Here is a 14216-nt window from a genome sequence, read left to right as displayed (position 1 = left end):
ACACCGACCGACTCAGGTGGATACCTTCTCCGTTTTCGCGGTTCATGATAAGGTTAGCTTCTTTTTTGCTGGAAGCCTTTCCTATTATGAATTCACTGGCGCAAGCTCGCATTCTCCTTGGAGTCAGCGGCGGTATCGCGGCTTATAAAACAGCGCTGCTGGCCCGCTTACTCATCAAAGCAGGCGCAGAAGTTCGGGTGGTGATGACCGCCGGCGCGCAGGCTTTTATCCAGCCGCTGACCTTCCAAGCCTTAACTGGCCATGCTGTGCATACCGAACTTTTGGATGCCGAAGCCGAAGCCGGCATGGGCCATATTGAACTAGCGCGCTGGGCCAATCTGGTGCTCTTGGCACCGGCCAGCGCGAACCTGCTCGCGCGCTTGGCTCAGGGGCAGGCGGATGATCTGCTCACCACCCTATGCCTTGCCACTGCTGCTCCTGTTTATCTGGCACCAGCGATGAATCAGCAGATGTGGGCGCACCCTGCCACCCAAGCCAACTGCCAGCGTTTGCAGGAGTTTGGCTATCAGCTGATCCCACCCGAGGCAGGTGAACAAGCTTGCGGAGATGTGGGGCTAGGCCGCCTACCCGAGCCAGAAGCGCTATTGGCTGCGCTTGAAGCGGCTTGGTCGCAGCGATCATCGGCTGTTGCACCTCTTGGTGCCGGTTTGCGTTTTTTGATCACCGCCGGACCCACCCAAGAAGCGCTCGATCCGGTGCGTTATCTTTCTAATCATAGTTCCGGCAAAATGGGCTTTGCACTCGCCAGTGCAGCACGCGCCTTAGGGGCACAAGTCACCCTGGTGGCTGGCCCTGTGCATCTGCCCACGCCGGCCGGTGTTGAGCGGATCAATGTTCTCAGTGCCAACGAGATGCTGGCCGCTTGTCAGGCGCATCAAGCACAGAGTGATCTTTTTATTGCTTGCGCCGCCGTGGCGGATTATCGCATGGCGACGCCCGCTGAGCAGAAGATCAAAAAGACGGCATCCGAGACGCTGACGCTGGAGCTGATCAAAAACCCTGACATTCTGGCGACCCTCGCGGCAAGCAGCCCACGCCCCTTCTGTATTGGTTTTGCGGCTGAAACACAGCAGGTATTGGAATATGCGCAGCAGAAGCTGATCCGCAAAAATCTGGATGCCATCGTCGCCAACGATGTCAGCGATCCCAGCATCGGCTTTGGCAGTGATCAGAATCGCGTGACCTTGCTTTGGCAGGATCAACAACATCAGCTGCAGCAGCAAGACTGGCCTGCCACCCAAAAGGCCACACTCGCGCACCAATTAATCGCGCGTCTGATCACACTCTACCAAGAGCAGCGCTCGATCAGTCCTTCGAAGATAAGCACGCCCTAACAAGGCCCGTCCACTTTTATTGATGTTTGCATTGTAAGGAACCCCCATGTCTCATCCCAAAATCGCCGTAAAAGTCCTCGATCCGCGTGTCGGCGACCTGCCCAGCTATGCCACAGCTGGCTCTGCCGGACTAGATTTACGCGCCCTGCTGGACGCGCCTCTTGAACTGGCCCCCGGCGAGACTCATCTGATTAAAACTGGCCTGGCGATCTATCTGGCGGATCCAGGTTTAGCGGGCATGATTCTGCCGCGCTCTGGTCTGGGTCATAAACACGGCATCGTGCTGGGTAATCTGGTCGGTCTGATCGATTCAGATTATCAAGGCGAACTGATGATTTCCGTCTGGAACCGTGGCCAGGCTTCTTTTACTATCCAGCCAGGAGAGCGCATTGCCCAATATGTGATCGTGCCGGTGATCCAGGCCGAGTTTGAACAGGTCAACGACTTTAGCGCGACCGACCGAGGCGCAGGTGGTTTTGGTAGCTCTGGCCGCCACTGAGCCTGCCACACACAACCGACTCGTTGCTTTATCACTTCTTGATTGACTGACAGGATGCACGCATGACTTCTCTCTCTTCTTCTATTTTTCGCGCCTACGATATTCGTGGCGTTGTGAACGACACCCTGACTGAAGAAGGCGTGCGCCTGATCGGTCAAGCACTGGGCTCAGAGGCTGCCGCCCGTGGCGAATCTACCGTGGTGGTCGCGCGCGATGGCCGCCTTTCTGGCCCCAACCTGATTCAAGCGCTTAAAGAAGGTCTGCTCGCCAGTGGCCGCGATGTCATTGATATCGGCATGGTTCCCACCCCGGTGCTCTACTTCGCGACCCATTATCTTGAAGGCACCCGCTCCGGCATTATGCTCACCGGTAGCCACAACCCTTCTAACTACAATGGCCTCAAGTGTGTACTGGCTGGTGATACCCTATCGGGTGCGGCCATCCGTGACCTCTATCGTCGTATCCAAGAAGAAGATTTCACCACAGGTGAAGGCTTTGAAAAACAAACCTGCATCAAAGCAGCCTATACCCAAGCGATTCAAGAGCGCATTCAACTCCAGCGCCCTTTGAAGGTCGTTGTCGATACAGGTAATGGTGTCGCAGGCGAACTCGCCCCACTGATTCTGCGCCAGTTGGGATGTGAGGTCATCGAGCTGTTTACTGAGATTGATGGCCACTTCCCCAATCATCACCCTGATCCCGGCAAGCCTGAAAACCTGCAAGATCTGATTCATAAGGTGAAGGAAGAAGAAGCGGACCTCGGCCTTGGCTTTGATGGTGATGGCGACCGTGTGGGCTTGATCACGCCGCAAGGCACGCTGATCTACCCCGATCATTTGATGATGGCACTGGCCGAAGATCTGCTCAGTCGGCACCCAGGGGCCAAGATCATCTATGATGTGAAGTGCACTGGCAATCTGGGACGCGTGATTCAAGCCGCTGGTGGCGAGCCAGAGATGTGGCAAACCGGCCATTCACTGATCAAAGCGCGGATGAAAGAAACCGGTGCGCTGCTGGCTGGTGAAATGAGCGGCCATATCTTCTTTAAAGAAAGCTGGTTTGGTTTTGATGATGGCCTGTTTGCTGCCGCACGTTTGGTGCAGATTCTCGCCGCACAGCAAGACGATGCCGACACCTTCTTTGCACGTTATCCTCAGGATCTGAGCACGCCTGAGATCAATGTCACAGTGACAGATGAGACTAAGTTTGATCTGGTTGCGCGCTTGGCTGCAGAAGGCGATTTTGGTGAAGGCCAACGCACCACGCTGGATGGCATTCGCGTTGACTATGCCGATGGTTGGGGGCTGTGCCGTGCCTCCAATACCACGCCGGTACTGGTCCTGCGCTTTGAGGGCAAAACACCCGAAGCGCTGGCACGCATCAGCCAGTGTTTTCGCACCGCTTTACAAGCACTCGACCCGCAGCTCACACTCGATTTTTAATTTAAGCAGCCTGACTAACGCGCAGACGCAACGATGGAGACAAGAATGGCCGTGACTGACCCCCAAACTACTGTGCAGGTTTTATCTGAAGCCCTGCCTTATATTCAGAAGTTTTCTGGTAAGACGCTGGTGATTAAATACGGCGGCAATGCGATGACAGAAGACGATTTGATCGATTCCTTCTGCCGCGATGTGGTTCTGCTCAAAGAAGTGGGCATTAATCCAGTGGTGGTACACGGCGGTGGCCCACAGATTGGTGAGCTGCTCAAGCGTCTGAATATCGAGTCTCACTTTGTCAATGGCATGCGCGTCACGGATGGCCAGACGATGGATGTCGTGCAGATGGTGCTCGGCGGCTTGGTGAATAAAGAAATCGTTACCCAAATCAACCTCGCTGGTGGTAAAGCCATCGGCCTCACCGGCAAAGACGGCCAACTGATTAAAGCGCGCAAGCTCAAGGTGAAGCACAAAACCCCTGAGATGACCGCGCCTGAAATCATTGATATCGGCCATGTTGGTGAAGTCGAGAAGATCGATAGCGCCTTGATTGAAATGCTTGCCAGCCGTGATTTTATCCCCGTCATCGCCCCGATTGGCATGGATGATCAAGGCGCGTCTTACAATATCAACGCCGATCTGGTCGCTGGCAAGATTGCCGAAGCTCTGCAGGCTGAGAAGCTGATTCTGCTGACGAATGTGGCTGGCTTACAAAGCAAGGAAGGCAAGGTACTGACTGGCCTAACCACCGCACAGGTTGATGCGCTGATCGAAGATGGCACCATTTATGGCGGCATGCTGCCCAAGATCAACTGTGCATTAGAGGCTGTTAAAAACGGTGTCAAAACCGCGCATATTATTGATGGACGCGTCAGCCATGCCACCTTGCTGGAAATCTTCACCAATGCGGGGGTTGGCACGCTGATTACCGATCAGCCCAACGCGAGCACCAGCGAATAGGAGGCAGACGTGAGCGAGCAACAGACACCACGCAAAAATAAAACGCAGCGCCGTGAGGATATCCTCCAAGCACTGGCGCGTATGCTGGAAGATCAAAAAGGCGGCAAGATCACCACAGCGTCACTGGCGAAGGAAGTCGGCGTCTCTGAGGCAGCCTTGTATCGACATTTTTCGAGCAAGGGCAAGATCTATGAAGGCCTGATCGATTTTATTGAGGAAAGTCTGTTCTCGCGCATCAATCTGATTCTGAAAGAACAGCAGGCCACCTTAGTGCGCTGCGAGCATGTGCTGACGCTGTTGCTGGCCTTTGCTGAACACAACCCCGGCCTGTGCCGCCTGCTGACCGGCGATGCCCTGTTCGGAGAGAGTGATCACCTACGCCAGCGCATTGCGCGCATCTATGAACGGCTTGAGGTGCAAATCAAGCAGATCCTGCGTGAAACTGAAATCCGTGAAGGCAAGAAGGTTGCCCTGCCCACCACTGCCGCCGCCAGTATGCTGGTGGCGCTGGTCGAGGGGCGTATCGTGCAGTTTGTGCGCAGTGGCTTTAAGCGCACCCCAACCCATGAATGGCCGATTCAGTGGCGGCATCTGGCCAAAGGGTTGGTGGTGGAGCCAATCCAGCAGCAGGCGGGTTAAAAACGATACCTTGCTCTGGCCCAGAAGTTACTGTCTTCCTCAAACTGACCGAAGAAGCTAAAGTCATCACGCCCACCAAAGAGGTTGGCGCCTGTACTGAGCGTCAGCGCATCTGAGTAGCGATAGCGCACACTGGGACGCAGATAAAAATCCTGCTCATTGGGTGAGGCAAAACCAAACAAGGACCAGACCAAATCACCACGCATCTGGGTGTAGGTCAGGCGGGCGGTCAGCAGATGCCGATGCTCCTTGCCGGCCCAATCTGAAGGGTTGCCTCTCGCCACCATCGCCTGCTCAAGCTGATCAAAATCCTGCGTCCATTCTTGGTAATACTGCACACCCACATTCAAATGGGTGATCAGCTCCCAGTCATAGCCGACCAAAAAACGCACTTCAGAGTTCGGCAGCGCACCGGCTTGATCACCACTGCGATTATCGACTGAGTCATAGTAGCCCACCTCAGCATTGATCAAACCCGCTCCCAGCGGAGCACGCACACTCGCGCCATAGGCATTCAGGCGCGGATGTTCGAGCTTTCCGCTCGGCATAGCCCGTGCATCATCCGGCTGCGGATAAAAGCCTCGATAGCCATAGAGGGCAAATTCACGACCATCAATCCGTGTTGCCAAACGCAGCGCCAGCTCTCCATCACTCGGGAAGGAGCGCGGCTCACGACTGAGATCAGAAATAGATTCAGCACTGGCGGCTCCAGTTTGTGGATTGAAATAGGACAGACGCCCCCCATCGACATACTGATCTGGGTTAAAAACCGGCGTCCACACCAGATCAACCGTCAGCGCATCCGCATGCCAAGTGGTACGTAGCGCATCTGAAGGCGCTTTCAGATAGTCCTCATCACGGCCGATCAGAAAAGACGCCCAGTCCTTGGGAAACAGATCATTGATAAACAACAGATCCCCTGTTCCCCAGGTCAGAACCTGTCGGCCCACGCGCCAATCCACGGCGCCAGTGCTGGTGCTGAAAAAGGCCTCGCGCAGCTCCGCACGCACTTCATCTTCAACACCATCGGCGACCAGATCACCGCGCACACGATAGCTGACCTGCTGCCAGTCTCCATTCAGTTCAAGCTGGAGGCGGGTTTCGGCCAGATTCCAACGCTGATCGATCTGCTCCTTCACTTCGGGGTTCGACTGGAGATGCACCCCAGCGGCCGCTTCAACAAAGCCATGCAATGTAAAAGGCAGGCGCGATCTGGGCATCTCGTCCCACTCTTCATCCGCCCAGCCATCGTCTTCCCAATCACTGGCCCAATCATCGGCCAGGCTGGGTGGAGCGCACAGCGCCAGTAGCAGGCCAGCCGCAATCAGCGGGGTGCGTTGCGTGAAATCAACCATCAGACTTATCTCCGCTCTAACCACTGGCTGGGGGGATGGCGCAGGCTGCGCTCAGTAAAGACATTGGCGGGCAGATCCAAGTCATAACTGATGCCGCGAAACTGCACGATGGTGTGGCCGCCCGAGGCCAGATCCTGCACACGCATCACCGTGGGTGTGGGATAACCATCAATCACCTCGATACCTGAGCTTTCCATACGCCGATACACCTCACCCGCGGCGTTGGTGTACTCCACACGCAAAGGCAGGTGATGCTCACGATCAATCCAAGTGGTGAAGAAGGCAAACTCAACGGAGCGTGGATCTTTGGGCCTGGAGCGAATCAGATAATGCTGTTCAGTGGTGTCAATCAGCTCATGGGTATCATCATCCAAGTGCCGACCAGAGATGTCCTCATAAAAGAGGTGCGCACCGACAAAGCTCGTGCGTTTATCGCCGGGGGCAATACGGCGCACCAGATCCATCGCGGGCAGATACAACCAACGATCATCCTCAGCGGCGGGGTTCTTCTCCACTAAAAAAGCCGTGTCGCGATATTCTGAGGGGCGACTAAACACCACCAGATACTGCTGGCGCTGTTGATCCACATTGCGTCGCAATACAGTAAACTGGCGCGTTTGGGTCTGCCCACGACTGTCTTCGATGCGCATTCTGGCCTCTGAGCGACCATCACGCCCAGCATAGTAGGACGCCTGATTGGCTCGCTCGACAATCTCTTGCGCCGTCGGAGTTGCCAAGGCCAGTGGGTTGATCAAGGCCGCCAACGCTGCCCCTGCCAACCAACGCGGCAGGTGACGAGTAACTGAAATCTCACGCATGGTTTTCACCTCACAAATCAAGAATTAGAGTGAACCTGCGCACCCAAGAAGGCACGCGGGGCTAGGCTGATCACAGCAGGGAGCGCAAAGAGGGTCACCAGTGCCGAAGTGGCCATAATGCTCGCCAAGAAGATCCCAACCGTAATATAGGGCACCAATGGCGCGGCCAACAGCGGCAGAAAGCCCACCGAAATCACCACCGCATTGCGCACTATGGCGCGTGAAGGCTCTTGGAAAACCAGTGCCATCGCGGCTTGCCAATCTCCAGCGGTGGTCTCCAACGCCATACGCAGCCGCTGAATAAAGTGAATCGCAAAATCCACCGATAAGCCCAGCGAAAGCGATGACAACACCGCCACCGGCATATCAAAGTCTTTACCGATCAAGCCCATGACACCATAGATGGCCGCGATGGTGATGGTCAGTGGCAGCATCGCCAGCAGACCCAGCCACAGGTTACGAAAGAGCGCCACCATCATCACTAGCACCACAATAAAGGCTGAGAAGAGCGCCCAGAGCATGCCTTCGACCATCTCGCCCTGCCAGATCAAATTGATATAGGTGGTCCCGCCCCAATCTGCCTCTAAGCCAGCTGGCAGAGGATGAGCGGCAATATAGGCATCAACGGCCTCGACCACCCGACTCATCACCTGATTATCACCACTGGGCAGCTGCACCCACATGCTGGCTTGCGTGAAATCGCGCGTGACAAAATTCCACAAGTCATCTGGGCGTTGCGAAGATTGAAAGCTCAGAATGGTTTGTGCCACGCCATTCGCGGTCTGCGGGAGCTGATAATCCACAGGATCACCGCTGACCAGCTCACGGTTAATCGTTTTCACCACATCCGCTAAGGAGTTGGCCTTACCGATCAAGCCCTGCTCTTCTAAATGGGCTTTAAGATCATCCAGATAAGCCAAGACCTCTGGCTGCTGGAACACCCGTGTCTGACTGCGTGTGCTTTCAACCGCATCCAGCAGGGTTTCCAACACGGCCTGGGCATCTGCATCCACCATAAAGAGCTGATCATCGATTTCACTGGCGAGGGCTTCTAAACGCGCACCCAGATTGGGTTCGTTTTCTGTTGCCTGCCAGAGCGCCTCCCAGCGGGTATCCAGCATGACACCCTGTCTTTCAGCCTCAGCAAAAAGCCTGTTGGCCTGCTCATTGAGCTGCTGCAACTGCGCTTCAGCCTGAGTCGATCTGAAAGCCAGATAGGCTTCATAGGTGCCCGCAAAGCGCGCATTTAACACCTGATCGGCGACACGAATGCGGTGATCCTGTTTAAACCACAGGGTGGGATTATCGTTAATCTGAATCTGCTGAATACCATAACCAGAGACCAGCAGCAGACCAACTACCGCGCCCACCACCGCAAGCGGTGCGCGGGTGGGTAGGCGACCAAGGCGACTGAGCAGGCTCTCTGCATCCTGCGCGGCGGCCTGTTCTTCCTTGGCACGGAATTTTTCTGCCATCTTATCCAGCGTTTCACGCTTTAAGGCCACGGTATAGGCTGGGATAAAGCACAGGGTCAAGATCAGCGCGATCAACACACCAAAGGAGATAAAAGCACCAAACACCTGTACCGGAGGAATAGGAGTCGTCAGCAGCGAGAGAAAACCCACCGCCGTGGTCAGGCTGGTAAACAGCACTGGCTTGAAGAGCTGCTCCATCACAGCCCCCATCACCTGCTTGGGATCATCACCAGGGCGATAGCGATCAGCAAAATTCGACAGCACATGTACTGAGGCCACCACCGCTATCGGCATCAAGAAGATCGGAATCATCGAACTCATGATGTGCACGGTATAGCCCAGACCAATCAGCAGACCCATGGTCGTGATCACCGTGGCCATCGCCAGCAGCATCGGTGCAACAACCAGCGGCAAACTACGGAAGAAATACAGCATGGCAAGAAAGATCACCAAACCAGCGAGGGGGGCTGAAATCGCCATCTGCTGGAACATTTCAACACCAAAGGTATCCTGCGCCACTGGCTGACCCGTGATATGAAAAGCATCACTCACATCCAAGGTCTCCACCACGGCTTGGATTTCTTGCGCAATGCGATGGCTGATATCCTTGCTGGCAATCGGAACAAAAATCGCGGCCGCCTGGCCATCTTCAGACACCAGCGTGCCAAGATACATCGGCAGGCGCTCTACCGCAGCACGGATACGATCGGCTTCGGCTTGCGTCTGCGGTGCTTCAGGAATCAACCAATCATAAGCGATGGTGCCGGGGCCAGCTTGCTCTACATTATCCACTGCCGCCAACGACATCAGATCTGCCGCAATCACGCCCTCCATCTGCTCGATGGCGCGCGTCAGCTGATAATGGGCGGCCAAAGAAGCCGGATTAAAGATCCCCTGCTCAGTATTGACCTGCCCAACCACCAGCATATCGTGCAGGCCAAAGGTGGCCCGAATCTCATTGTGACGCAGGCGATCTGGCTGCTCAGCAGAGAGCATATTCTCCGGATCCGTATCAATCACAATCCGCGGAATCATCGCGCCCAAGGCCAACACCGCCAGCAGCATCACAATAAAAACGCTGCGGGTGTGGTTCATACACCAATTTGCTATCGACCGACCCATCTGTCTTTCTCCAAGGCTTGTATTCAGTTGTGATCTGTTTTTTTGGGTGCTGCTCCTTCCCTCTTTGGCCCAGCGGGCAGAGGAGAGGTTGGCATCGGAGTACAAAAAATACGGTAGAGGCTGCGCAAAAGTTCCGCTGTACGGGGATCTTGTAGCTGGTAGTAGACCTGCTGACCTGCACGCCGCGCACGAATCAAGCCTTCACGACGCAGCACACCCAGCTGCTGCGATAGGCTGGGCTGATGCAAACCCACCCGCTGCTCCAGCTCACCCACGTTGAGCTCTTCCAGCGCCAGCTGACACAAGAGCAACAAGCGCCCAGGATGGGCACAGGCCTGCATCAAACGACTGGCTTGTTGCGCTTGCTGCTGCATCTGCGCTAGATCTAACTCTGCTTGCATAAGCCAACCCACTTAAACTAAGTTGCCTAATTTATAATATACTTAAATATAGAAAGCAAGTCCGCCAGAGTATTCACTGCCTTGAAATCAGCCTTGCAGGCGTTGACGGTAGGTACGCGGAGAGCAGCCCTCCCAGCGTAAAAAAGCACGGTAGAAGCTGGCACTGGTCTCAAAACCCAGCTGCTCAGCCAGTTGGTTGATCGGCAGGTGCCGCCGCCCTAGCTGCTCTATCGCCAGATCACGACGCAGCTGATCCTTGATCTGCTGGAAGCTCGCGCCCTCTTGAGCCAGCTGACGCGTCAGACTACGCACAGATTTATGCAGCCTCTGCGCAACTTCAGGCACCTTGGCGGCGGGGTTAATCCGCATCAGATAATCGCGCACCTGATGCACCACCCGATCCTGATCCATCGCCACATCCAGCCAATCCGCTGGGGCACGGCGCAAAAAAGCCTGTAAATCGCGCTTGGTTTGGCGCAGCGGTGCCTGCAGATGGCGACGAGCCAGGCGCAGGCAGCTCAGGGGGGCATGGTAGGTCATCACCTGCGGATAAAAGGCAAAAACAACGCTGGATGCCGGTGCAAAGGCATAGGCCACCTCGGTCACTGGCAGGGGTTCTGCAATCAGCCACGAGGCCAGACCATGGATCAAGCGCAGCATCAGCTGATGGACCAGTTCACGACTCGCCTGCGGTGCCTGCAACTCTATCCAGCGCAGCTCAACTTGATCATCGAGGATTTTAATTTCATAGCGTGCATCATCCTGCAAGATGCTGAACAGATGCGCAAAGCGATGCAGCGCCACCTGTAAGTTGGGCGCATCCAACAAAGAGAGGCCAATGAACTTGAGTGTTCCTGGGCGCAGAGGCCGTGAGAAAAACCCCGGTGTTTCATCCTGAAACAGCTGCACTAGCAAGCGGTATAGGCGCGCAAACTGCGCCGGTGGCAGACGATTCTGCGGCTGTTCGAGCACACGCGGGGCGATACCCGCCTGCATCAACAGGGTTTTTCGTCGTGCGGCGGGCAACTGCACCCCCTCAAAAAGCGCATGCACCAACTCTACAGCTAAGCCAGAAGAAAGCCAGTTTGGCTGATTATGCATAGTTTTTGTCCTAAAACAGCCGATGAGAAGCCGAATAGCGGCCTAGTATGGCCGAAAACAACACAATAGCAGAGAAAAACCATGACAACACATGATGAATCCAGCCAACTTTTTTACGATATGACCTGCCGCTTCTTGGAGCAGGAAGCCGATCCCCACTATGCCGATTGGGAAGCCGCTGGGCAGGTACCACGGGATTTTTGGCTCAAAATGGGCGAAAACGGCATGCTCGCGATTGATCTGGATGAAGACTATGGCGGTACCGGCGCTGATTTTGGCATCACCCAAATGGTGATTGAAGAGATCGCGCGTCGGGGGCTGGGCGGCTTGGCGACAGGCTACAACATCCACTCCAATATCGTGATTCCTTATGTGCTGCACCTAGGCAATGAAGAACAAAAGCAGCACTGGCTGCCGCGCATGGCCAGCGGTGAGGTGATGAGCGCCATCGCGATGACCGAACCTGGCGCTGGAAGTGATCTGGCGGCTATGAAAACCCGCGCCCAAAAGGTAGAAGGTGGCTGGCAGCTAGATGGCTCCAAAACCTTTATCACCAACGGCATGATGGCCGATATGGTGATCGTGTGTGCCAAAACAGATCCCAGCGCAGGCGCGAAGGGCGTCTCCCTGTTTTTAGTCGATACCCATCTGCCCGGCTTCTCACGCGGCAAGCCGATCAAAAAAATCGGCCAGCATGCCAGTGATACCGCCGAGCTGTTTTTTGATCAGATGATCCTGCCAGAAGAAGCGCTGCTTGGTGAAGAAGGTCAGGGCTTCGTTTATCTCATGCAGGAATTGCCGCGTGAACGCTTGGGTGTGGGTTCTCAAGCTCTGGGTGCTATGGAAGGCGCGTTGCAACTGACTCTGGATTATGTCCAAGAGCGCAAGGCCTTTGGTCAGCGTATTGGCGATTTCCAAAACACCCGCTTTAAGCTGGCTGAAGTGCGAGCGCAAATCGATATGGCCCGCGCCTACTTTAACCATTGTGTTGCGCTTTATCGCCAAGGTGAGATGACCAGCACCCATGCAGCCATCATCAAGCTCCAGCTCAGTGAAATGCAATGTCGCATTACCGATGAGTGTTTGCAGCTTTTTGGCGGCTATGGCTATACCCTCGAATATCCCATTTCGCGCTTTTATGTCGATGCACGCGTGCAAACCATCTATGCTGGCAGTTCGGAAATCATGAAAGAAGTGATTGCTCGCTCTCTTCTTGGTAAAGCTTAGATTATCTTTTTTAGCGGCCCAGCTCAGCTGGTGCCGCCCTCTTCGACATCGGAGTGCTTCATGGATCAGAACCGCGTCACCCCCAAAATCCTGCCTTCCACCCCTTCGGCGGTGAATCCACCGCTGCTGATCGGTGATCTGCTCAGATCAAGCGTGCGCATGGCCGGTGAGAATCAAATCGTCTATCGGGATATCACCCGCTTGAGCTATCGTCAATTTGAGCAGCGGGTTCATCAACTCGCGCACCTGCTCACAGAACAAGGCGTCAAAGCCGGTGATGTGGTGGCTGTTCTCGACTGGGATAGCCATCGCTATCTGGAATGTTTTTTTGCTATCCCGATGCTGGGCGCAGTGCTGCATACCGTCAACGTGCGCCTGGCCCCTGAGCAAATCCTCTACACGATGGAGCATGCTGAGGATATGTTTGTGCTGACCCATGAGGATTTTCTGGCCCAGCTCGAACCCCTTGCTGAGCAGCTGCCTCGTGTTAAGGGCTATCTGCTTTGTCAGGATCATCCTGCGCCAGTCAGTACCAGCCTGAATTTGATTGGCGAGTACGAAACCCTATTGGCCAAGCAACCCACCCACTATGATTTCCCGACCTTTGATGAACAGGCCGTGGCCACGCTTTTTTACACCACAGGCACCACGGGCAATCCCAAGGGCGTTTTCTTTACCCATCGCCAGCTGGTGCTGCATACACTGGCCGAGGCCAACATCTTCCAGACGCCAGGCTTTGAGCTGCTGAATCGCAACAAGGTCTACATGCCCATCACCCCGATGTTCCATGTGCATGCTTGGGGCGTACCCTACACGGCCACCTTTATGGGAGCCACGCAGGTCTACCCCGGTCGTTATGAGCCAGAAATGCTGGTCAAGCTGCTGGTGAGCGAGAAGGTGGATGTATCTCACTGCGTACCTACCTTGTTGAATATGGTGGTCTCGGCTGAACCCATCGCTTCAGGCAAGATCAAACTGGATGGCTGGCATGTATTGATCGGTGGCAGCGCCTTGCCTCAGGGACTCGCCAAAAAAGCCCATCTGCTGGGTATTGATACTCGCACCGCTTATGGCATGTCAGAAACCTGCCCGCTGCTGACCGCAGCCGTCTTGCCGAAGGATCTGGCAGAGAGTGATTTTGATACCCAGCTACCCTGGCGCTGTAAAACTGGCCTGCCTGTTCCACTGGTGGATCTGCAACTGGTCGATGAAGAAGGCCAGCTGGTGCCCGCCGATGGCGAAACTGTCGGTGAAATTCGGGTGCGTGCACCTTGGCTGACCCAAGCCTATTACAAGGAGCAAGAACGCAGTGAAGAGCTATGGCGCGATGGCTGGCTCCATACAGGGGATGTCGCGGTGCAGGATGAACGCGGCTTTATCCAGATTCGTGATCGCATTAAAGATGTGATTAAAACCGGCGGTGAGTGGGTTTCTTCTTTAGAGATCGAAAACCTGATCAGCCAGTGTGAGGGTGTTGCCGAGGTGGCCGTGGTTGGCGTCGCCGATGCGCGCTGGGGCGAGCGCCCTGCTGCACTGGTGGTGGCCAGCACACCGGATCACCCACCCTGTCTCGATCAACTGCGGGCTTCCCTGCTCAAGGCAGTGGAAGGCGGTCGGATCAACAAATGGGCGATTCCTGAGCAGATCGAGCTGGTTGACGCCATCCCCAAAACCAGCGTAGGTAAGCTCAACAAGAAGTTAATCCGTGAGCAGCTTAAAGCGGCTGATCCTGCTGCCAGCTAGCGGATCACTTTTTTTACCTTCAAGGAGCAGCCTGTCTGCTCCTTTTTGCTGCTGCCCTTCTTATTACGCCCCTTCTTGTTAC

At 55.2% G+C, this 14216-nt stretch carries 12 protein-coding genes; 7 read left to right on the top strand and 5 right to left on the bottom strand.

The window, feature by feature from the left end:
• The first annotated feature begins 86 nt into the window (after positions 1-86).
• The 5 genes from coaBC (at position 87) to slmA (ending at position 4892) form a co-directional block, all read left to right on the top strand.
• On the top strand, positions 87-1355 hold the full coding sequence (gene coaBC / locus V6U78_RS00790) for a bifunctional phosphopantothenoylcysteine decarboxylase/phosphopantothenate--cysteine ligase CoaBC (protein ID WP_405336136.1): 1269 nt from the start codon (positions 87-89) through the stop codon (positions 1353-1355).
• 46 nt (positions 1356-1401) lie between these two features.
• Positions 1402-1854 (top strand): dUTP diphosphatase, encoded by a 453-nt coding sequence (dut, locus tag V6U78_RS00785; protein WP_405336133.1) that lies wholly within the window; start codon positions 1402-1404, stop codon positions 1852-1854.
• A gap of 62 nt (positions 1855-1916) precedes the next feature.
• The gene (locus V6U78_RS00780) at positions 1917-3296 is read left to right on the top strand and encodes a phosphomannomutase/phosphoglucomutase (RefSeq protein ID WP_405336130.1); all 1380 of its coding nucleotides are present in this window, start codon (positions 1917-1919) and stop codon (positions 3294-3296) included.
• Between the two features lie 45 nt (positions 3297-3341).
• Positions 3342-4253, top strand: coding sequence for an acetylglutamate kinase (argB, locus tag V6U78_RS00775; RefSeq protein WP_405336127.1), 912 nt, complete (start codon positions 3342-3344; stop codon positions 4251-4253).
• Between the two features lie 9 nt (positions 4254-4262).
• Complete coding sequence (gene slmA / locus V6U78_RS00770) at positions 4263-4892, top strand: nucleoid occlusion factor SlmA (RefSeq protein ID WP_405336124.1); 630 nt, start codon at positions 4263-4265, stop codon at positions 4890-4892.
• Here slmA and V6U78_RS00765 read toward each other — a convergent pair.
• From V6U78_RS00765 to V6U78_RS00745, 5 genes are all read right to left on the bottom strand, one after another.
• The gene (locus V6U78_RS00765) at positions 4889-6247 is read right to left on the bottom strand and encodes a DUF1302 domain-containing protein (protein WP_405336122.1); all 1359 of its coding nucleotides are present in this window, start codon (positions 6245-6247) and stop codon (positions 4889-4891) included. The genes slmA and V6U78_RS00765 overlap by 4 nt on opposite strands.
• A 5-nt stretch (positions 6248-6252) precedes the next feature.
• Positions 6253-7065, bottom strand: coding sequence for an outer membrane lipoprotein-sorting protein (locus V6U78_RS00760; RefSeq protein WP_405336120.1), 813 nt, complete (start codon positions 7063-7065; stop codon positions 6253-6255).
• Between the two features lie 17 nt (positions 7066-7082).
• Complete coding sequence (locus V6U78_RS00755) at positions 7083-9635, bottom strand: efflux RND transporter permease subunit (RefSeq protein WP_405336117.1); 2553 nt, start codon at positions 9633-9635, stop codon at positions 7083-7085.
• A 50-nt stretch (positions 9636-9685) separates the two neighbouring features.
• Positions 9686-10063, bottom strand: a complete 378-nt coding sequence (locus V6U78_RS00750) for a metalloregulator ArsR/SmtB family transcription factor (RefSeq protein WP_405336114.1) — start codon at positions 10061-10063, stop codon at positions 9686-9688.
• Positions 10064-10150: 87 nt separating this feature from the next.
• Complete coding sequence (locus V6U78_RS00745; protein WP_405336111.1) at positions 10151-11164, bottom strand: AraC family transcriptional regulator; 1014 nt, start codon at positions 11162-11164, stop codon at positions 10151-10153.
• An 81-nt stretch (positions 11165-11245) separates the two neighbouring features.
• On the opposite strand from V6U78_RS00745, the gene V6U78_RS00740 reads away from it, so the two are divergent.
• Both V6U78_RS00740 and V6U78_RS00735 read left to right on the top strand, forming a co-directional pair.
• Positions 11246-12391: an acyl-CoA dehydrogenase family protein gene (locus tag V6U78_RS00740; protein ID WP_405336108.1), complete on the top strand. Its 1146-nt coding sequence runs from the start codon at positions 11246-11248 to the stop codon at positions 12389-12391.
• 60 nt (positions 12392-12451) lie between these two features.
• Positions 12452-14134: a fatty acid--CoA ligase gene (locus tag V6U78_RS00735; protein ID WP_405336105.1), complete on the top strand. Its 1683-nt coding sequence runs from the start codon at positions 12452-12454 to the stop codon at positions 14132-14134.
• The last annotated feature ends 82 nt before the right edge of the window (positions 14135-14216 follow it).

The organism is Marinospirillum alkalitolerans, assembly GCF_045055655.1.
Classification (GTDB): Bacteria; Pseudomonadota; Gammaproteobacteria; order Pseudomonadales; family Halomonadaceae; genus Marinospirillum; species Marinospirillum alkalitolerans.
The sequence above is the reverse complement of the archived record's forward strand: the minus strand, read 5'-3'. Positions and strand labels throughout refer to the sequence as shown.

Excerpts from the sequence above, each read along its gene's own strand:
- coaBC (WP_405336136.1), top strand. The coding sequence starts at position 87 with ATGAATTCACTGGCGCAAGCTCGCATTCTCCTTGGAGTCAGCGGCGGT.
- dut (WP_405336133.1), top strand. The coding sequence starts at position 1,402 with ATGTCTCATCCCAAAATCGCCGTAAAAGTCCTCGATCCGCGTGTCGGC.
- V6U78_RS00780 (WP_405336130.1), top strand. The coding sequence starts at position 1,917 with ATGACTTCTCTCTCTTCTTCTATTTTTCGCGCCTACGATATTCGTGGC.
- argB (WP_405336127.1), top strand. The coding sequence starts at position 3,342 with ATGGCCGTGACTGACCCCCAAACTACTGTGCAGGTTTTATCTGAAGCC.
- V6U78_RS00765 (WP_405336122.1), bottom strand. The coding sequence starts at position 6,247 with ATGGTTGATTTCACGCAACGCACCCCGCTGATTGCGGCTGGCCTGCTA.
- V6U78_RS00760 (WP_405336120.1), bottom strand. The coding sequence starts at position 7,065 with ATGCGTGAGATTTCAGTTACTCGTCACCTGCCGCGTTGGTTGGCAGGG.
- V6U78_RS00755 (WP_405336117.1), bottom strand. The coding sequence starts at position 9,635 with ATGAACCACACCCGCAGCGTTTTTATTGTGATGCTGCTGGCGGTGTTG.
- V6U78_RS00750 (WP_405336114.1), bottom strand. The coding sequence starts at position 10,063 with ATGCAAGCAGAGTTAGATCTAGCGCAGATGCAGCAGCAAGCGCAACAA.
- V6U78_RS00745 (WP_405336111.1), bottom strand. The coding sequence starts at position 11,164 with ATGCATAATCAGCCAAACTGGCTTTCTTCTGGCTTAGCTGTAGAGTTG.
- V6U78_RS00740 (WP_405336108.1), top strand. The coding sequence starts at position 11,246 with ATGACAACACATGATGAATCCAGCCAACTTTTTTACGATATGACCTGC.
- V6U78_RS00735 (WP_405336105.1), top strand. The coding sequence starts at position 12,452 with ATGGATCAGAACCGCGTCACCCCCAAAATCCTGCCTTCCACCCCTTCG.